Below are 20,739 nucleotides of genomic sequence, written 5' to 3' on the forward strand. Positions count from 1 at the left end.
GTCAGTGGGAGAGCGCCGTGCGCAGGCCCTCGTGGATCAGCTCGCAGCCGTACCGGAGCACGTCGAGTTCCATGGTCAGAGCGGGCAGCAGCTTGAGGACGGCCTTGTCGCGGCCGGTGGACTCGACGATCAGGCCGCGCTCGAAGCACCAGGCGACGACCTCGTCGGCGACCCGGCGGCCGCCGGCGTGCGTCAGGTCGATGCCGATCGCGTGGCCCTCGCTGCGCACCTCGACGCCGGACAGCGGGTGGCTCTCCCAGAAGGAGCGGAGCAGTTCGGCGCCCTGCCGGGCCTGGTCCAGGAACGCCTCGCTCCGCCACAGGTCGAGGGCGGCGCAGGCGGCGACGAACGCCAGCTGGTTGCCGCGGAAGGTGCCCGGGTGGTCGCCGGCCTGCCAGGAGTCGAGGCCCTCGCGGATGAGGAGGATCGACATCGGCAGGCCCAGGCCGCCGATCGACTTCGAGACGGTGATGAGGTCGGGGACGACCCCGGCCTGCTCGAAGGAGAAGAAGCCGCCGGTGCGGCCGCAGCCGGCCTGGATCTCGTCGGCGATCAGCACGATGCCGTGCCGGTCGCAGAGCTCGCGCAGGCGTCGCAGGTCCTCGTCGGGGATGCGGTAGACGCCGCCCTCCATCTGGACGACCTCGAGGATCACCGCGGCGGGCACGTCGACGCCGGACAGGTCGTCGCTCAGGAACTGCTCGAGGAGGTCGATGGTCGGGAAGTGGCCGCGCGGACCGACCGGGAACGGCAGGTGCGTGACCTCGCCGAGGGCCGTACCGGCCACCTTGCGCAGCGAGTTGTCCGCCGTCGCCGCGAGGCTGCCCCGGCTGACGCCGTGGTACGCGCCGGAGAAGGCGATCACCTGGGAGCGGCCGGTGTGCTTGCGGGCCAGCTTCAGCGCGGCCTCGACGGCGTCGGTGCCGGTGGAGCCGCAGAACTGGACGCGGTGGTGCAGTCCGCGCGGCTCCAGGATCTCCCGGCCGAAGCGGTCCAGGAACTCGCGCTTGGCCGCCGTGTGGAAGTCCAGGGCGTGCAGCAGCCCGTCGCCCTGGAGGTAGGCGAGGACCTGGCGCTTGATGTGGTCGTGGTTGTGGCCGTAGTTGAGGGCGCCGGCGCCGGAGAAGAAGTCGACGTACTCCGTGCCGTCCTCGGCGACCAGCGTGGTGCCGTGTGCCGAGCTGAGCAGGATGGGGAACGCCCGGCAGTACGACCGGACGGCGGACTCTCGGGTCTCGAACACCTGGGTGGAAGTGGCGAGATCTGCCATGACCGTCATCGGGATTCTCCTATCGGGTGGGGGGAGAGCGGGAGCACCTGGCCGACGGTGGCGGCAGGTGTACGGGCGACGGAGGCGAGCAGCGCGAGGTAGTCGTCGAGCAGCTGCCGGGCGTCGGTGTCGGCGACGCGGTCGCCGTAGTACGACAGGGCGATACGGGGTTCGGCGTCGTCGGTGACGTCGAGGCGGAGCGCGTACTCGGTCTGGTTGCGGGTGCCGTCGCTCTCGGCGCCCTCGTGGACGCTCGCGGCCTGCTGGGCGCGCAGCGCCGAGGAGACCGGGTAGTTGGCGACGACGACGACCGAGTCGAACAGCGGTCCTTCGCCGGCCCCCATCCGCTGGAGCGTGCCGGTGGGGACCGAGGTGTGCTCGGCGCCCTCGACGCGGGCCAGCTGGAAGCGGTCGAACAGGGCGGTCAGGCTCTCTTCCCGGTCGACCTCCACCCGTACGGGCAGAGCGGCGATGAACAGGCCGACCGCGCGCTCCAGACCGTCGACGGCCCGGTCGCGGCCCGCCGAGACCACACCGACCGTGACGTCGGCGCGCTCCAGACGCGAGGCCGCGAGGAGCGACCAGCCGGCGCAGGCCAGGGTGGAGAAGGTGTGCCCGTGCTCGGCGGCCCGCTCGCGCAGCGCCTCGGCGACCGCCGGGTCGAGCCGGCCCGACACCCTGGCGAAGCGGGACGGGCCGAGGAGGCCCGGCCGCGCCGCCAGCCGGGACGGGAGGGCCCCGGCGAGCTGGTCCCGCCAGAAGGCGGTGTCCGCCTCCGGGTCGGTGTGCTCGGCGTCGAGCTCGGGGGCCGGCGGGAGGCCGGCGTCCCGTCCTTCGAGGGCGGCGACGTAGAGCGCGAGGAGTTCGTCGAGCAGCACCAGGTTCGACCAGCCGTCGGCCAGCAGATAGCTCTGGATCTGGCCCAGCCACCAGGTGGACCGGCCGCGCACCAGCCACACCCGCCACAGGGGCGGCTCGGAGACGTCGAAGGGCGTGGCCCGCTCGGCCTCCAGGAGGGCGATCAGCTCGTCCGCGACCGTGTCCGGCGCGCGGTCGCTCCAGTCGAGGACCTCGATCACCGGGGCGAGCTCGGCCGCGACGACCGGGGTCCAGGCGCCGTCGCCGTCGCGCCGGAAGCCGGTGCGCAGGGCGGGGTGGCGGTCGCCGAGCGCCTGCCAGGCGGCCCGGAAGCCGTCCGGGTCGATCTCGAAGGGCAGCTCGGTGGTGGACTGCATCTGGTACAGGCCGGGCACCCAGTCGGTCTCCAGGACGTCCAGCATGTGCTGCTGACCGGTCGTCACCGTCGGCCCGGCGGGGCGGGGCCGGACGGACTCGGCGACCGGGGCGGCCTCCCGCTCGTCGATCGCCTTCGCGAGCGACTCGATCGTCTGGTGGGCGAACACCATGCGCGGGGTCATCTCCAGGCCCACGCGGCGGGCCGCGCTGACCATGCGGATCACGGCGATGGAGTTGCCGCCCAGGGCGAAGAAGCCGATGTCGACCGGGACGTCGTCGCGGCCGAGCGCCTCGCGCCACAGCTCCACCAGGGCCCGCTCGGTGTCGGTGCCCGCGGCCCGCCCGGTGACGGCGGCGACCGTGGGCGCCGGCAGCTCGCGGCGGTTGACCTTGCCGTTGTGGGTCAGCGGGAAGGCGTCCATGCGGACGAACGAGGCGGGCACCATGTGCTGGGGCAACTGCGCCGCCAGCCGGCGCTTGAGCTCGGCGTCCTCGGGGATCTCCCCGCCGGGCGGCGCCACCAGGTACGCCACGAGCGTCTTCGCGCCGTCGCGCGGGCCGTGCGCCGCCACCAGGCAGGAACCGCCGCCGATGACGTCCCGCAGGGCTGCCTCGATCTCACCGGTCTCCACCCGGTAGCCGTTGATCTTGATCTGGAAGTCGATGCGGCCGAGCAGCTCCAGGTTGCCGTCCGGCATCCAGCGGGCCCGGTCGCCCGTGCGGTACATCCGCGCCCCGGGCAGCGGGCCGAACGGGTCCGGCAGGAACTTCTCGCCGGTCAGTCGGGCCCGGTTGTGGTAGCCCCAGCCGACCCCGACACCGCCGAGGTACAGCTCGCCGGGGACGCCGACGGGCAGCGGGGACAGCGAGGCGTCGAGGACGTACGAGGTCTGGTTCGCCATCGGGACGCCGTACGGGATGCTGCGCTGCTCCGGCAGGACCTCGCCGATCAGGTGGATCGTCGAGTCCATGGAGACCTCGGTGGCGCCGCCCATGCTGACCAGCTGCGCCGACTCGGCGAGCTGGGCCGCACCGCGCTGCGGCAGGGCCAGCGGGATCCAGTCGCCGCCGAGCAGCACCAGCCGGATCGGCAGCCGCTCGCCGCCGCGCACCTCGGCCTCCTCGACGAGCAGACCGAACAGCGCGGGGACCGAGTGCCACACGGTGACGGACTCGCGCTCGATCGTCTCGATCCAGCGGTGCGGCGAGCGCTCGTCCTCGGGCGCCGGGAAGACCACGGTCGCACCGGCCATCAGCGTGCCGAACACGTCGTACGCGCTCATGTCGAAGGCCAGCGCCGAGACGCCGAAGACCTTGTCGCCGGGACCGACCAGGAAGCGCCGGTTGAAGTCGGTGAAGTTGTTGACGCGGCCCCGGTGGTCGAGCAGCACGCCCTTGGGCAGACCGGTCGAGCCCGAGGTGTAGATCAGGTACAGCAGGTCGTCCGGGCGGACCTCGCGCTCCGGCCGGGTCGCGGGGAAGTCCCCGGCGGACGCCGGGTCGACGGCCGTGACGCCGTCGCCGGCGAGCCGGTCGTCACGGGTGACGACCAGGCGGGCGCCGGAGTCCGCCAGCATCCACTGGAGACGCTCGGCCGGGTAGCCCGGGTCGAGTGGCACATAGCCCGCGCCGGCCTTGGCGATGGCGAGCTGGGTGACGACCAGGTCGATGCCGCGCTCCAGGCAGACGCCGACGCGCTCGTGGCGGCCGGCGCCCCGCTCGATGAGCAGGTGGGCGAGGCGGTTGGCGCGGGCGTCGAGTTCGGCGTAGTCGACCGCCTCGTCGCCGCAGACCACGGCGGCGGCGTCCGGATCCACGTCCGCCCACTGCTCGAACAGGCCGTGCGCGGTGGCGTCCTCGGGGTACGCCTCACCCGTGCGGTTCCACTCCCCGACGACGAGCTCCCACTCGGCCGGGGTCAGCAGGTCCGCGTTGTCGACGTGGACGTCCGGGGTCTCGCACAGTCCGGTGAGCAGCCGCCGGTAGTGGCCGAGCAGGCGTTCGGCGGCGTCGGTGTCGATGACCGACTCGTCGAACTCCAGCGACACCATGACCTCGTCGTCCGTCACCGCGCAGGACAGGTCCAGCGGGAACTTCGCGGTGCCGGAGTGCAGATGGGTCGGGGTCAGCGACAGATCGCGCAGCCGCATCTCGTGGCCGGGGCCGTTGTTGAAGACGAACATGGCCTCGAAGAGCGGGCTCTCGGCCAGGGTCCGCTGCGGCGCGACCTTGTCGACCAGCACGTCGAAGGGGATCTGGTGCTCGCGCGCCCACAGCGACTCGCGGCTGATCCCGGCGAGCACGTCGCCCAGGCTGCCGGCCCCGGCGGACAGGTCGGCGACCACGGGAACGGTGTTCGCGAAGTAGCCGACCAGTCGCTCGGTCTGCCGGTTCCGGTTGGCCATGACCGTGCCGATGGCGAACCGGGAGGTGCCCGTGTACCGGTGCAGGAGCACCGCGAACGCGCTGAGCATCACGTTGAACACGGTCGTGCGGTGTGCCTCGGCGGTGCGCTGGAGCTCGCGGCCGAACTGCCCGTCCCACTGGCAGCGGATGCGCCGCCCGGTGCGGGCCGTTCCCCGGTCGCCGCTCGCCGCGAGGCCGAGCGGCTGGGCCCAGGCCAGCTGCTCGCGCCACTGCGCGACCAGCCAGTTGTAGTCCTCGGGCTCCTGGGCCCGCTCGTGCACGGCCGCGTCGGCGTAGTCGATGCCGAGCTCGGGCAGCCGGGGCGAGCGGCCCTCCCGGGCCGCGTCGTACAGCTCCGCGAGGTCCTCCAGGAGGACGCCCACCGACCAGGCGTCGGTCGCGATGTGGTGCACGACCAGCGCGAGCAGGTGGTCGTCGGCGGCGATCCTGAACAGCCGGCCGTGCATCACGGGCCCGGCGGCCAGGTCGATCGGCCGCGCCGCCTCGCGCTGCGCGGCGGCCATCGCGGCCTCCTCGCCTGCGGTCTCCTCGACCGGCAGCGGCACCGGCTCGGCCTCCCGCACGACCTGTTCGAGGCCGCCGTCCGGCAGCTGCCGGTAGACGGTGCGCAGGACCGAGTGCCGGGCGACGAGCCCGTCGAGCGCGGCGCGCAGCGCGGCGATGTCGAGCGCACCGCGCAGCCGCACGCCGTACGGCACGTTGTACAGGGGCCGGCCGTCCGCGAGGGACTCGGCCACCCACAGCTGCTCCTGCCCCCGGGAGAGCAGGCCGGGCTTCGCGGGGTCGCGGCGCCGGATGGTGCGCGCCGCCGCCCGCTGCCTGCCGCGGGCCAGCAGGAGCTGGGCCATCAGCTCTCGCTTGGCCGCGGACAGGCCCTCATAGGTCTCCCGCCCGGTGGCGGTCGCTTCCACGGTCATGCGTCCCTCTCCTCGCCGGCCGCGAGGAGCTCGCGTGCCTGGTCGTCGGTGACACCGTCGAGCAGCACCTCGAGTTCGAGGAGCTCGGCCTCGCTCAGCCCGGCCATCTGGAACTCCTCCAGGGCCTCGGCGACACCGCGCACGGTGGGCTGTTCGAAGACGATGCGCAGCGGCAGTTCGATGTCGGTCTGCGCGGCCAGTTCGGCCACCAGACGGGTGGCGAGCAGCGAGTGGCCGCCCAGGGTGAAGAAGTCGTCCAGCGCGCCGACCGCCGGGGTGCCGAGCAGCTCCTCGAAGACCGAGGCCACGAGCCGCTCCGTGGGGCCGGACAGCGCCTCGAAGCGCTGCCGGACCCGCTCGACGGTGACGTCGTCGCGCTGGAGCGCGGCCCGGTCCACCTTGCCGTTGGCGTTGCGCGGCAGCCGGTCGGCGAAGACGTAGCCGGTGGGGACCATGTAGCGCGGCAGGCGGGTGCCGAGCGCGGCGGCCAGGACGGCCGGGTCGTGCTCGGTGCCGACCACGCAGGCGACCAGGGTGGGTTCGCCGTCGCAGTCGCGCAGGACGACCGCCGCCTCCCGTACGGCCGGCAGCTCGCACAGCGCCGTCTCGACCTCGCCGGCCTCGATGCGGAAGCCGCGGATCTTCAGCTGGTCGTCGAGGCGGCCGAGGAACTCGAGCCGGCCGTCGGCGTGCAGCCTCACCCGGTCGCCGGTGCGGTAGAGCCGGGCGCCGGCGACCGTCGTGTACGGGTCGGGGACGAAGCGGTCCGCGGTGGCCTTCGGGTCGCCGAGGTAGCCGCGGCCGACCACCGGGCCGCCGATGGCGAGCTCACCCGGCACGCCGAACGGCACACGCCGTCCCTGCGCGTCGAGGACGTACGAGATCACGCCGGCGACGGGGCTGCCGAGCGGGACCGGGCGGTCCAGCGGCGGCGGGGTGGACAGCACCGCGAGGTGGGTGTCGTCCGAGCACTCCGCGGGGCCGTAGGCGTTGACCATCGGGATCCCGGGGAAGCGGCGCAGCCAGTCCGCCGCGAGGTCCGGCGGCAGCGCCTCGCCCGTGGCGATCAGGAACCTGAGGCTCGCCAGGTCGCCGCCCGACGCGTGGTCGAGCAGCGCCCTGATCATGCCGGGCACCAGCTGGAGCACGGTGACACCGCGCTCCCGGACGAGGGCGAGCAGCGCCTCGGCGTCCCGGCTGGTGGCGTCGGGGCTGACCACCGTGGTCGCACCGCGCGTCACCGCGACGAGCATCTGCCAGACGGAGATGTCGAAGGACTGCGAGGCGGTCTGGGCGACGACGTCGCCCGCCGACAGCTCCAGGTCGTGGGCCATCAGTTCGAGGTGGCCCAGGAGCCCGGCCTGTTCGATCTCCACGCCCTTGGGCTCACCGGTCGTACCGGAGGTGAAGATGACGTACGCGCGCCGGGACGGGTGCGCACCGGCGGCGTCGAGCGGACGGTCCGCGGCGGCGGAGTCGTCGAGGACGAGGTGGCTGCCGCGCGCCGTGCCGTCGCCGAGCAGGGCGGCGAATCGGTCCGCCCGCTCGTCGTCGGTGACCGCGACGACCTCGCCGAGCCGGTCGAGGATCGTGGCGATCCGCCGGTCCGGTACGGCCGGGGAGACCGGCACGTACGTGGCGCCGGCCACGCCGCAGGCGAGGGCGGCGGCGATGTGCCGGGCGGAGCGGTCGGCGCAGACCACCACGGCCGGCTCGGGGCCGGTGGCCGCCGCGGTCAGCCGCTCGGCGAGCGCCGCGACGCGGTCCCGCAGTTCCCGGTAGGTCCAGACGGTGTCGCCGTCGATGACGGCGGGGGCGTCCGGGGTGTGCCGTGCCCAGTGTTCGAGCGACTCGGCGGTGGTCCTCGGTGTGAGGGCGGCCGGTCCGGCGCTCAGGGCGTCCTGGGCCGCGGCCTCGGCGGCCGAGCGCAGTTCCAGGTCGGCCACGGGCCGCGTCGGGGTGGCGGTGATGCTGCCGAGCAGGGCCTCGAAGTGGTCGAGGAGCTGCTCGCCGGTCTCGGCGTCGAACAGGTCGGCGTTGAGTTCCAGGGTCGCGTGCAGGCCGTCCTTCTCCTCGGCCAGGTCGAGGCTGAGGTCGAACTTGGCGGTGCCGGCCGGGGCGTGCAGCCGCTCCAGCCTGAGGTCGCCGAGGTCGATCTCCGAGTAGGGCGCGTTGTGCAGGGTGAACATGACCTGGAAGAGCGGGCTCATGCTCAGGTCGCGGTGCGGCTGGAGCGCGTCCACGACCCGGTCGAAGGGGACGTCCTGGTTGGCGTAGGCCGCCAGGGTCGTCGCACGGACGCGTTCGAGCAGCTCGGTGAAGGACTCCTCCGCGGAGAGCTTGTTGCGGAAGACGATCGTGTTCACGAAGAACCCGACCACGTCCTCGATCTCGACCGAGCGCGTGCCCACCGGGGTGGCGACCGCGATGTCCGCGGCGCCGCTGTAGCGGTGCAGCTGGGCGTTGAAGGCCGCGAGGAGGGTCATGAACAGGGTCGCGTTGTGCTCGCGGCCCACGTGCCGGACCCCGTTGACCAGTTCGGCGTCGAGGATCCGGCGGACCGTCAGGCCGCGGTTGGTCATCGCCGCGGGCCTCGGCCGCTGGGCGGGGAACTCGAGCACGGACGCCGGCGCGGACAGCGTCTCGCACCAGAAGTCCAGCTGCCCCTGGTAGTCGCCGCCCTCGACCCGGTCGCGCTGCCAGCTCGACCAGTCGGCGTACTGCACCTCCAGCTCGGGGAGCGGCGAGGCCGTTCCCTGGCGTCGTGCCTGGTACAGGGCCGCGAAGTCGCGGACCACGATCTGCAGGCCCCAGCCGTCGGCGACGACGTGGTGCACGGTGAGGACGAAGACGTGGTCCTCGTCGGAGAGCCTGATCAGGGTGGCCTGCTCCAGCGGCGCCTGGGCCAGGTCGAAGCGGTGCCGGGCGGCCTCGTCGACGAGCTGCCACATGCGCTGCTCGGCGTCGTCCTCCGCCTCGTCGCTCAGGTCGACGACCGTGAACGGCATGGTGACCTGGTCGGCCGGCTCGACGATCTGGCCGACCCGCCCGTCGTCCATGACGATCCGGGTGCGCAGCACCTCGTGCCGTGCGACCAGGTCGTCCAGGGTGGCGGCCAGCGCCTCGGTGTCCAGCGGGCCGCGCATCCGCACGACCGTCGGGCTGTTGTAGGCGCCGGTGTCGCCCTCCAGCTGGTCGAGGACCCACAGGCGTTCCTGGCCGTACGAGGCGGGCAGGGAGCCGGTCCGGGGCAGGGCGACGATCGGTGCGGCGACGGCGGTGCCGCCGGCGACGCCGTCGATGTGGGCGGCGAGGTCCCGCACGGTCTGCTTCTCGAACAGGGTGCGCAGCGCGATCTCGCAGCCGAAGACCCGGCGGATCCGGGACACGACCTGGGTCGCCATCAGCGAGTGCCCGCCGAGGTTGAAGAAGTTGTCCTCGGGGCCCACCTGGTGGGCGCCGAGCACGTCCTGCCACAGGCCGGCCACCAGTTCCTCGGTGGGCGTCAGCGGCGTGCGCGGTCCGTCCTCGTGGACGCCGGTCACCGAGGAGGGCTCGGGGAGCGCCGCCCGGTCGATCTTGCGGTTGGGGGTCAGCGGGAAGGCGTCGAGCGCGACGACGAACGCCGGGACCATGTAGTCCGGCAGCGCCTTGCGGACGAATGCCTTCACCTCGTTGGCGACCGCCTTGGTGCCGGGCCGCGACACCACGTACGCGACCAGCGCGTTCTCGCCGCTCGCGTCGGGCCGCGCCATGACCAGGGCGTCCTGGACGTCCGGGGCGGCGCAGATCACGTGCTGCACCTCGTCGGTCTCGACACGGTAGCCGCGGATCTTGACCTGGTTGTCGGCGCGGCCGAGCGGGGTGACGGAGCCGTCGGGCAGATGGCGGCCGAGGTCGCCGGTGCGGTACATGCGGTCGTCGTCGGAGTCACCGAACGGGTTGCGCACGAACTTGGCGGCGGTCAGCGTCTCGTCGTGGGCGTAGCCCAGCGAGAGGTGCGGGGAGCGGATGACGATCTCGCCCGGCTCGCCGACGCCGGCCTGGCGGCCCGCCTCGTTGAGTACGAGGAGCTGGACGTCCTTCATGCCGTGGCCGAGCGGATAGGTGACGCCCGGGTCGGTCTCGGCGACGCCGTGGTCCGCGGGGACCACGTAGTGGCCGACCGCGCGCTGCGTCTCGGTCGAGCCGTACAGGTTGACGCAGGTCGCCGAGCCCGCCATGCGGGTGATGGCCCGCACGTCACGGCTGGTCAGCGTGTCGCCGAGGAAGAACACCCGCTCCAGGAGCGGCAGCGTGCCCGGGGCGACCGACAGCTGGTCGAAGAGCCGCGCCATCGGAGGCGTCATGTGGCTGACCGAGACCTGGGCCGTACGGAACCACTGGGCCAGCCGGCCCGGGGTCTCGACGTCGAGGCGGTCGGGCACGCAGATCGTGGCGCCCGTGACCAGCGGCGTGAACACCTCGCGGTGCAGCGGGTCGTGGCTGATGCCGGAGAGCAGGCTGTAGCGGTCGGTCTCACGGAGCCCGAAGGTCTCCACCATCCAGGGCACGAAGTGGGTCAGGGACCCGTGCGCGCCCCGGATGCCCTTCGGCTTGCCGGTGGAACCCGAGGTGAACGCGATGTACGCGCAGTCCCGCGGGCCGACCGGGACGGCCGGGGCCGGCTCGGTGCCCTGCGGCACCATGTGCCGGGCGGCCTCCAGGCGGGCCGGCAGCTCGAAGCGGCAGCGCGGGGCGAACGCCTGGAGCGCGGTGTCCACCGCGAGCGGCACCGCTCCGGCGCCCTCCAGCTGGAGGAAGGCGCTCGGGCGGGCCACCGCCAGGCAGTCGGCGATGCGGTCGGCCGGGTAGCTCGGGTCGAGGATGGCGAAGGAGGCACCGGCGCGCATCACGGACAGGATCGCCCAGACCAGCGAGGCACTGCGCTCGCCGTAGATGGCGACCACATCGCCCTTGGCGACGCCCTGCCGGGTCAGCAGGCCCGACATGGCCGCCGTCGCCTCGGCCAGGTCTCCGTAGGTGAGTTCCTGGCCGGGCTCGCTGATCGCGATCCGTCGCGGCTCACGGGCGGCCCGCCGCTCGAACTGCTCGACCACCGAGCCGTACCAGGTGGTGTCCAGCGGTGCGGTCGGGTCGGGCAGCTCGCGGCGCGCCATCGGCGTGTCGAGGCGCAGCGCGTCGATCGGGCTGTCGCTGTCGGCGACGGCCTGCTCGATCACCCTGATCCACTGGGCGAGCAGCTCGCCCATCGTCGCCTCGTCGAACTTCTCGCCGGCGTACATGAGGTCCAGCGAGAGGCCCGGCTGCGCGGGGTCGACGTAGAAGGTGAGGTCGAACTTCGCGCCGAGGTCGGGGACGGCGAAGGTGTCGACCTCGATGCCCGGAAGCTCGGACGGGCGCGGCGGGATGTTGAGCAGGTTCAGGTAGACCTGGAACAGCGGCGTGGTGGACAGGTCGCGCTCGGGGGCCAGCTTGCCGACCAGCGTCTCGAACGGGACGTCCTGGTGCTCGTACGCGTCGAGGGTGGTCGTACGGACCCGGCCGAGCAGCTCGGCGAAGGTCGGGTCGCCGGACAGGTCGGCGCGCAGCACCAGCGAGTTGATGAAGAAGCCGATCAGGTCCTCGACCTCGCGGTGGCGGCGGCCCGCGATGGGCACGCCGATCGCGAAGTCGCGCTGGCCGGCCAGCCGTCCCAGGGTGAGCTGGAGGGTGGCGGCGAGCACCATGAACAGGGTCGCCCCGGACCCGGCGGCGAGGCGCTCCATCGCCTCGCGCAGCTCCGGTGTGACGGTCGCCCGCACCCGGTGGCCCCGATCGTCGTCCGCCGGGGCGGAGCCGCCGCGGGCGATCGGGAGGGTCAGCGAGGGCAGCGCGTCGAGCTGCTCGCACCAGTACCCGACGGAGGCGTCGAGCGCGCCGGAGTCCAGCTGGTGGCGCTGCCAGCGGGAGAACTGCTCGTAGGTGACCTGGAGCGGGGGCAGCGGGGTGCTCGGCTCGTGGCCGGTCTCCTCCGCGTAGAAGTGCGTGAGGTCCCGCTTGAGGATCTCCATCGACCAGCCGTCGCCGACGATGTGGTGCAGGGTCAGCACGAGCACCGCGTCGTCGCGGCCGAGTTCGAGCAGCCGGACCCGCAGCAGCGGGCCGCCGGCCAGGTCCATCGGCTGCGCCGCCTCGCGCGCCACGAGGGCGAGGGCCTCGGAGACGCGCTCCTCGGCGGTCACACCGAGGAGCTCGGTGCGTGACAGCGTGACGTCCGCGCCGGCCAGGACGGCCTGCGTCAGAACGCCCTCGTGGTGGGCGACCACCGTGCGCAGCGTGCTGTGGCGGTCCACCAGGCGGGTGACGGCCCGCTGGAGGGCGGCCTCGTCGAGGTCGCCGGTGAGCCGGATCGCGCCGGCCAGGTGGTACCGCCCGGTGTAGGCGTTCTGGCCGGAGCCGTTCTCGATCTCCTCCAGGAGCCACAGTCGTTCCTGCATCACCGAGAGCGGTGCGTCGTTCCCGGTGGCGGCGTGGGACGCGAGCCCGCCGGAGGTGTCCCGGGCGGCCGCGGTGTCGCACAGCGCGGCGTAGTCCCGGAGCACGGGCGCCTCGAAGAGGGCCCGCAGCGGGATCTCCTTGCCGAGCTCCTCGCTCACCTGCGAGGTGATCACGGTCGCGAGCAGGGAGTGGCCGCCGACGGTGAAGAAGTCGTCACCGGCGCCGACCATGTCGACGTCGAGCACCTGCGCCCAGACACGGCCGACGGTCCGCTCGGTCTCCGTCTCCGGCTCGGCGAAGTCGGCGTGCGCGAAGTCGGCGCGGCGCGGGCGGCCGAGACGGCTCGGGTCGATCTTGCCGCCGGGCAGGCGGGGGAGCTCCCCGCGGACCACGAACGCGGCGGGCACCATGTGCGGGGGCAGCTCGGCCGCGCACCGCTTCGCCAGCTCCTGCGGGGTCAGCTCCGGGTCGGCGGACTCGACGTGGGCCACCAGGACCCCGTCGAGGCCCTTGACCACGGCCAGCGTCACCCCGGCCTGGGCGAGCAGCACCGACTCGATCTCGGCCGGCTCGATGCGGTAGCCGCGCAGCTTGATCTGGCTGTCGCGACGGCCGCAGTAGTCCAGGGTCCCGTCGGCGCGGAGCCGGACGAGGTCGCCCGTGCGGTACATGCGGGCGCCGGGGACGGCGGAGAACGGGTCGGGCAGGAAGTGCCCGGCGGTCAGCGCGGCCCGGCCGTGGTAGCCGAGGGCCAGGCCCGCGCCGCCGACGTACAGCTCGCCGACCGCGCCGGCGACCACGGGTCGCAGCTCCCCGTCCAGGACGTACGCCGTCCCGCCCGGCAGGACCGCGCCCAGCGAGGCGGGCCGCCCCGGCGCGCAGTCGGCGGCCGTGATGACGACGGTGCACTCGGTGGGGCCGTACGCGTTGACGAAGCGCCGGCCCGGCTGCCACTGCTCGACCAGCTCGGCCCGCAGGGCCTCACCGCCCGACACCAGGGTGCGGAGCTCCGGCAGTTCGCGGACGGGCAGGGAGGCGATCACCGACGGCGGCAGCAGGCAGACGCTGATGGCACGCTCGGCGAGGACGTCGGCGAGGGCCTCGCCGACCAGGGCGTGCTCACGTTCGACGACGCACAGGGTGCCGCCCGCGGCGAGCGTGGAGAAGATCTCCCAGACGGAGGCGTCGAAGCTCAGGCTGGCGAACTGGAGCATGCGCGAGCCGGCGTCGATCCCGAAGACACCCGCCTGGGCCGCCGTGAGGTTGGCGAGCGAGCGGTGGGAGACCAGGACGCCCTTGGGGCGGCCGGTGGAGCCCGAGGTGTAGAGCAGGTACGCGGGCGCGTCCGGCTCGGCCTGCGGCAGCGCCACGCTCTCGGCGGGGGTCTCGCGGAGCGCCTCCTCGACGAGCTCGCGGGTCACCAGACCGCGCGCCCCCGAGTCGGCCAGCATGAAGTCCTTGCGCTCGGCCGGGTAGGCGGGGTCGATCGGCAGGTACGCCGCTCCGCAGCGCTGCGCGGCGAGGACGGCGACGACCGCCTCGACGGACGGCTCGACCGAGACGGCGACGACGTCGCCGGGGCGTACCTCGAAGCGCCGGGCGATGACCTGGGCGACCTGGTCCACGCGGGTGCGCAGCTCGCCGTAGGTGAGCGCGCTGTCGGCGCTCTCCAGGGCGATCGTGTCGGTGTGGGCGGCGGCGATCCGCTCGAACCGCGCCCAGAAGGTGTCGGGCCCGCGCTCGACCGCCACGGCCGGCCAGCGGTCGAGGGTGGCCGCCGCCGAGGGGGTCTCGACGCGGTCGTCGGGCCGCTGTGCCATCGCGCGGGCCGTCTCGCCGAACAGGCGGGCGATGAGCTGCGCGGTCTCGGGCCGGAACAGGTCCGAGTTGAACTCCAGCCAGCCCGTCAGCGGGCCGCCGTCGTCGGTGATCTCGAAGGTCAGGTCGGTCTTGGCGGTGCCGGTGTACGCCGGTGCCGTCTCGACCCGCAGGCCGGGCAGGGCCGGCGTGGGCAGCGCGCCGGCGCGGACGTCGAGGATCGCCTGGAAGAGCGGGCTGCGGCTCGGATCGCGGTCCTGGCCGCTCGCCTCCACGATCGCGGAGAACGGAACCCACTTGAACGGCATCGTCTCCAGCGTGGTGGCCCGTGCGCGGTCGACGAGCTCGCGGCCGGTGGCGCCGGCCGGCACGTCGAAGCAGAGCGGGACGGTGTTCACGAAGAAGCCGACGACGTCGTCGTACGCGCCGTCGCCCGGACGGTTGGCGTCGGGCACGCCGATGACCACCCGCTCCTGGCCGGTCAGCCGGGCCAGGGTCGAGGACATGCACGCGGCCAGCGTCATGAAGACGGTCGCCTGCCGGTCCCGGGCGAGCGAGCGCAGCAGGTCCGAGTCGGCCTGGCCCAGCGTCAGCGGTACGCGTGCGCCGTCGAAGCTCTGCACGGCCGGCCGGGACCGGTCGAAGGGCAGGTCGAGGGCGAGCGGGGCACCGCTGAGGTGCTCGGCCCAGAACTCCAGGCCCTGCCGGCCCTCCGCCGAGTCGAGGCGGACGCCCTCGTCGACGGCCCACCGGGCGTAGTCGTGGAGGACCGCCGGCGGTTCGGCACCGGTGCCGGCGCCCTGCGCGTACAGCTCGGCCAGCTCACCGGCGATGATCTCCATCGAGCGGCCGTCGGAGACGATGTGGTGGAAGGCCAGGAGCAGGGCGTGCTCGTCGGGCCCGAACTCCACCAGGGCGGCGCGCATCAGCGGCGGCTCGTCCAGCCGGAACAGCTGCCGGGCGTGGCCGTCGACGAGTCCGGCGAGTTCCGCCTCGCGCTGTGCGGGCGCGACCCCGGTCCGGTCGAGGACCTCGAAGGGACAGGTCGGGCCGGTGTGCACGAAGGGCACGGGGCGGCCGCCCTCGTCCTTGAAGCCGGTACGGAGCGCGGGGTGGCGTTCGACGATCGCGTCGAGCGCGCCGCGCAGGACGGTCCGGTCGAGCTCGCCGTACAGGCGGAGCACACCCGGGACGACGTAGGCGCGGGAGCCCGGCGCGAACTTCTCCAGGAACCACAGCCGGCGCTGGCCGAGCGAGAGGGCGGGGTCGACCGGGGCGGGCGCGGCGGGCGCCTCGGCCTCGGCCGGCGCGGCGGCGGCCAGTTCGGCGATCCGCGCCGCCTGGGCGCGGATGGTGACGGATTCGAAGAACATCCGCAGCGGCGGCTGGACGCCGAACTCCCGGCGCACCCGGGTGTTCAGGTCGGCGGCGCGCAGCGAGTGGCCGCCGAGCGCGAAGAAGTCCTCGTCGGGACCGACGCCGGCGACTTCGAGCACCGCGCACCAGAGGGCGGCGAGCCTGCTCTCCAGCGGCGACATGTCCGCCGCCCCGGCCGAGCGGGACACGTCGAGGGCCAGCTCGCGCAGGGCGTGCGCGTCCACCTTGCCGTTCGAGGTGAGCGGGATGGCGTCCAGGACGAGGAGGCGGCTCGGGACCATGTAGCCGGGCAGCTCGCGGTTGAGCCAGTCACGCAGCCCGTCGGTGCTCACACCCGCGCCGGTGACGGCGGCGATCAGCTCGGTCTCGCCCGCGCCGCGGGTGGCGACCACGGCCGCTTCGGCGACCTCGGGGTGACGCCGCAGCACCACGTCGACCTCGCCGAGCTCGATGCGGTAGCCGCGTACCTTGACCTGCTGGTCGGCGCGGCCGACGTAGCGCAGTTCGCCGTCGGCGGCGCGGCGCACCAGGTCGCCGGTGCCGTACAGACGGCGGCCCGGCTCGGTCGCGAACGGGTCCGGGACGAAGCGCTCGGCGGTCTTGCGGGGCTCGGAGGCGTAGCCGCGTCCGACACCGATGCCGCCGATGTACGCCTCGCCGACGACGCCGTCGGCGACGGGCCGCAGCTCGGCGTCGAGGACGTGGATCACCGCGTCGGTCATGTCGGCGCCGATGGACACGTCCCGGGCGCGGGAGACCTGACCCGACTCCGGGCCGAGGTGGGCGACGGTCGAGCACACCGTGGTCTCGGTGGTGCCCCAGCGGTTGTAGAGCTCGACGTGGGCGCGGTCGGCGGCGAACCACTGAGCGAGCTTGTCGGGGTGCGCGGCCTCGCCGCCGATGAGGATCGAGCGCAGTGCCGGCGGCACCCGAACCCCGGACTCCAGGGCGGTGACGAGGACGTGGAAGAAGGCCGTGGGGATGTCGACGAGGGCGAGCCGCTGCTCCTCGCACCAGGCCCAGAACCGCTCGGGCGAACCGAGCACCGACTCGTCGCGCAGGACCAGGGCGGCGCCCCGGGTCCACGCGGAGAAGATCTCCTCCAGGCAGGGGTCGAAGGTGAGCGGCGCGAACTGCAGCACCCGGTCGCCCTCGGCGACGTCGAAGGCGTCGAGGAAGGACAGCAGGTAGCTGACGAGCGAGCGGTGCTCGATCTGCACGCCCTTGGGGCGGCCGGTCGAGCCCGAGGTGAAGATGACGTACGCGAGGTTGTCGCCGGTGACGGCGAGCGCGGGACGGTCCTCGGGGAGGTCCGCGCCGGACTCCTCGTCGACGCGGGTCGCCTCGCCCAGGGAGGACGCGAGTGCGGCGGTGGCGCCGTGGCAGAGGATCCGCGCGCACCGGGCGTCGCCGACCATGTCGGCGAGACGGTTCGGCGGCAGCGTCGGGTCCAGGGGGACGAACGCGGCCCCGGACTTCATGACCGCGAGCATCGAGACGATCAGCTCGGGGGAGCGCTCCAGGCACAGGCCGACGGTCTGCTCGGGACGCAGGCCGTCCTGCCGCAGCCGGTGCGCGAGACGGTTCGCCGCGGCTTCCACCTGGGCGTACGTCAGCTCCTCGGCGCCGGCCACGAGGGCGGTCGCGTCGGGGGTGCGGTCGGCCGTCGCCTCGAACAGCTCGTGGACGGAGGTGATGCCCGGCAGGGTGCGGGCCGGGACGTCGGCCCGGGTGAGGGACTCGGTCGCGCCGGTCAGACGCAGCGCGGAGACCGGGGACCCGGTGTGGACGACGATCTGCTGGAGCAGTTCGAGGAACTGCTCTCCCAGCTGCCCGGCGAGGGCCTCGTCGAAGCGGTCCGCGCGGACCAGCATGTGCGCGAGCAGGCCGCCGTCGGCGGGGATCGCGTGCAGGGTGATGTCGAACTGGGTGGCCAGCTCACCGGCCGGGAACGGCTCCAGGGTGAGGTCGCCGAGGACCGCGCCGGTGCTGCCCGCGCCGAAGAGGACCGAGGTGACGTCGTCGGCGATGGCGTTGTGCGGGCGCTCGAAGACGACCGCCGTGTTGATCGCGGCCGCGGTGTTGCCCTGGGCTCGCAGCAGCTCGACGAGACGGCTGACCGGGAAGTGCTGGTGGCCGAGGGACCGGCGCAGTTGCTGTCCGGTGCTGCGGATCAGCTCGGCGACGGTCGGGTGGGCGCCGGGCTCGGCGCGTACGGGGATGGTGTTGGCGAAGTAGCCGAGGGTGTTGCGGAAGCGGGCCTGCGGCCGGCCGGCCGTGGTGGCGCCGACGACGAAGTCGCGCGCGCCGCTGTGCGCGGCGACGAGGACCTCGAAGGCCGCCATGAGGACGGAGAAGACCGTCGTGTCGCTCTCGCCGGCGGCCCGTTCGAGCGCGGCGAGCAGTTCGGCGTCCACCGTCACCCGGTGGCTCGCGATGCCCTGGTCCGGCTGCGGCACCTCCCGTACGGGGAGCGTCGGCGCCTGGACGTCACCGGCGAGGAGGTCCAGCCAGTAGCGCTCGTCGGCCTGCCACTGCGGGGAGCGCTCGTAGTCCTGCTGCCAGCGGACGAACTCCTCGTAGCCGACGGCCGCCGGAAGCTCGGGGGCGCGCTCGTGCAGCAGGTCGCCGTAGACGGTGGTCAGCTCGTCGAGCAGGGTCACCACCGACCAGAAGTCCGTGATGGCGTGGTGCTGCGCGAGCACGAGGACCGGTGCGCCGCACCCGGTGAACAGCTTCGCGCGGGCGACGTCGCCGTGCTCGATGCCGAAGGGGTCGAGGGCGCACGCGTCGACGCGGGCCCGGAGCACCTGCTCCGTCTCGCCCGTCAGGTCGACGACGTCGAGCTCGAACGGCACGGCGGGGTCGACGATCTGCACGCGCCGGCTGCCGTCGACGCCGAAACCGGCGGTGAGGATGGGGTGGCGGGTGCCGATGTGGCGCACGGCGGCGGCCAGCACCGCGGCGTCGACCGGCTCCGACAGCCGGACCGCGACGGAGACGTTCTGCCGGCAGTCCGGTCCTTCGAGGTCCCGCATGAACAGCAGCGACTGCTGACCTGCCGACAGCGGTACGGCTCCGCCGCGCTGCCCGGACGTCTGCCCGGTCGGCGCCTCGGGGGCGGACTCCAGGCGCTCCTCGACCGCGACCGCGACCTCGCGCAGGCTCGTCGGCTGCAGCAGCAGGCCCGGGTCGGTGACGACACCGAGCTGCTCCTCGATACGGAAGGCGAGGTCGACCGCGGCCAGCGAGTCGAGGTCGAGGTCGGCGACCATCGTGGCGGGCGCGTCGCCCTCGCCCCGGCCGACCAGGCTCAGGGCGCGCTCGATCGCGTCGACGCGCTCCTCGCGGGCGAGCGGGAGGAGTGCGGCGCGCGAGGGCAGCGCGAGCTCGCGCCGCTCGCCCCGGGCGGCGGCGGTGGTGGAGCGGCGGTAGATCTCGCCCTCGACCTGACCGGCGGTGTACGCCGCGCGGCCGGCCAGGCGCTGGATCTTGCCGCTGGAGGTCTTGGCGAGGCTGCGGGCGGCGAGCAGGACCACGTCGTGCAGGGCGATGCCGTGCTCCTGCTGGACGGCCGCGGCGATCGCGTCGGCGATCCCGGGGAGTTCCTCCTCGACGGTGGCGGCGGCGACCTCGTGCAGGATCACGCACTCCTCGCCGTCCCCGGTCTCCACCGAGAACGCCGCGCCGCAGCCGGGGCGGGCCAGCGGCGAGGCCGCGACGGCGGTCTCCTCCAGGTCGTGCGCGTACAGGTTGCGGCCGCGGACGACCATCATTTCCTTGAGGCGTCCGGTGACGAAGATCTGCTCGTCCAGGACGAAGCCGAGGTCGCCGGTGCGCAGGTACGGCTTCGGGTCGTCCGCGAGGCGGGCGCCGAAGGTCGCTTCGGTCGCGGCCTCGTCCTCCCAGTAGCCGGAGGCGACGGAGCTGCCGCGCACCCACAGCTCGCCGACCGTGCCGGGCGCGACGCGCTCGCCGGACTCCGGGTCGACGACGGTGAGTTCGTGGCGGTCCGCGACGAGACCGGAGGAGACCAGGTGGTCGCCGTCCGCGCGCACCTCGGCGCGGCCCTGCTCCAGGGCGGGGCGGTCGATGCGGATGCTGTGCGCGCCGTTGCCGCGGCCGCTGCCCGCGACGAACAGGGTGGCCTCGGCGAGGCCGTAGCAGGGCAGCAGCGCGGACCGGTCGAAGCCGCTGACGGCGAAGGCGTCGGCGAAGCGCTCCAGGGTGCGGTCGCGGACCGGCTCGGCGCCGCAGAAGGCGACCCGCCAGGACGACAGGTCGAGGGCCTCCCGCTCGGCGGGGGTGCTCTTGTTGACGCAGAGGTCGAAGGCGAAGTTCGGGCCGCCGCTGACGGTCGCGCCACGGCTGGAGATGGCCTCCAGCCAGCGCATCGGCCGGCGCATGAACTCCAGCGGGGACATCAGGACGTTGGACAGGCCGGACAGCATCGGCTGCAGGACTCCGCCCAGCAGACCCATGTCGTGGTAGAAGGGCAGCCACGAGGCGACGATGTCGCCGTCGGCGAGGCCGAAGGCGCCGGCGATCGCGGAGCCGTTGGACAGCAGGTTCGCGTGGGTGACGACGACACCGCGCGGGGTGCCGGTGGAGCCGGACGTGTACTGGAGCAGGGCGACCGAGTCGGGGGCGACGGCCGGCATGCGCCAGTCGTCGGCGCCCTCCAGCATCGCCTCCTCGGTGACGATCCAGGGGAGTCGGGCCACCTCGGGCGCGTGCTGCTCGAACAGCTCGCGGGTGAACGCCTGCACCAGGCCGTCCGTGAGGACGATCTCGGCGTGGGAGCTCTTCACCACCGCGCGAAGCCGGGGCAGCGTGCGGGCGATGCGCATCGGGTCCGGCGGGTAGACCGGGACCGCGACCATGCCGGCGTACAGCGTGGCCACGAAGCCCACGACGAAGTGCTCGCCCGGCGGGTAGAGCAGCATGACCCGCGCGCCCGGCTTCGCCCGCTCCAGAAGGGAGACGGCTATCGCCCGCGCACGCCTGTCGATCTCGAGCATGCTGAGCTTCGTGTCGACACCACCGGCGTCGGCGAGGAATTCGTAGCTTGCGTCGACACCGCGCTCGGAAACGTTGCGGCGGATGACATCAACGACAGAATTGTTTGCGTACATAGACCGTTCTCACATCGGCGTGGAGTTTCGGAGCCCGGACGGCGCCGAGTGGCACTGAGGGCACACCGCGGGGGTGGGC

General features: G+C 73.6%; 3 protein-coding genes. All 3 read right to left on the minus strand.

Annotated features, from left to right (window positions below; all coding sequences use genetic code 11):
- Position 1 precedes the first annotated feature (1 nt).
- The 3 genes from ACH4MY_RS05795 to ACH4MY_RS05805 are packed head-to-tail and all read right to left on the minus strand — an operon-like array spanning position 2 to position 20,660.
- Positions 2 to 1,279 (minus strand): diaminobutyrate--2-oxoglutarate transaminase, encoded by a 1,278-nt coding sequence (locus tag ACH4MY_RS05795; RefSeq protein WP_397998041.1) that lies wholly within the window; start codon positions 1,277 to 1,279, stop codon positions 2 to 4.
- Entirely contained in the window at positions 1,276 to 5,850 is a 4,575-nt protein-coding gene (locus tag ACH4MY_RS05800) for an amino acid adenylation domain-containing protein (protein WP_397998044.1), read from the minus strand. The genes ACH4MY_RS05795 and ACH4MY_RS05800 overlap by 4 nt, the downstream gene beginning before the upstream one ends.
- Complete coding sequence (locus ACH4MY_RS05805) at positions 5,847 to 20,660, minus strand: amino acid adenylation domain-containing protein (RefSeq protein ID WP_397998047.1); 14,814 nt, start codon at positions 20,658 to 20,660, stop codon at positions 5,847 to 5,849. Before ACH4MY_RS05805 ends, ACH4MY_RS05800 begins: the two co-directional genes overlap by 4 nt.
- Positions 20,661 to 20,739: the final 79 nt, after the last annotated feature.

The organism is Streptomyces sp. NPDC017246 (genome assembly GCF_044331325.1).
Taxonomy (GTDB): domain Bacteria; phylum Actinomycetota; class Actinomycetes; order Streptomycetales; family Streptomycetaceae; genus Streptomyces.

Excerpts from the sequence above, each read along its gene's own strand:
- ACH4MY_RS05800 (WP_397998044.1), bottom strand. The coding sequence starts at position 5,850 with ATGACCGTGGAAGCGACCGCCACCGGGCGGGAGACCTATGAGGGCCTG.
- ACH4MY_RS05795 (WP_397998041.1), bottom strand. The coding sequence starts at position 1,279 with ATGACGGTCATGGCAGATCTCGCCACTTCCACCCAGGTGTTCGAGACC.
- ACH4MY_RS05805 (WP_397998047.1), bottom strand. The coding sequence starts at position 20,660 with ATGTACGCAAACAATTCTGTCGTTGATGTCATCCGCCGCAACGTTTCC.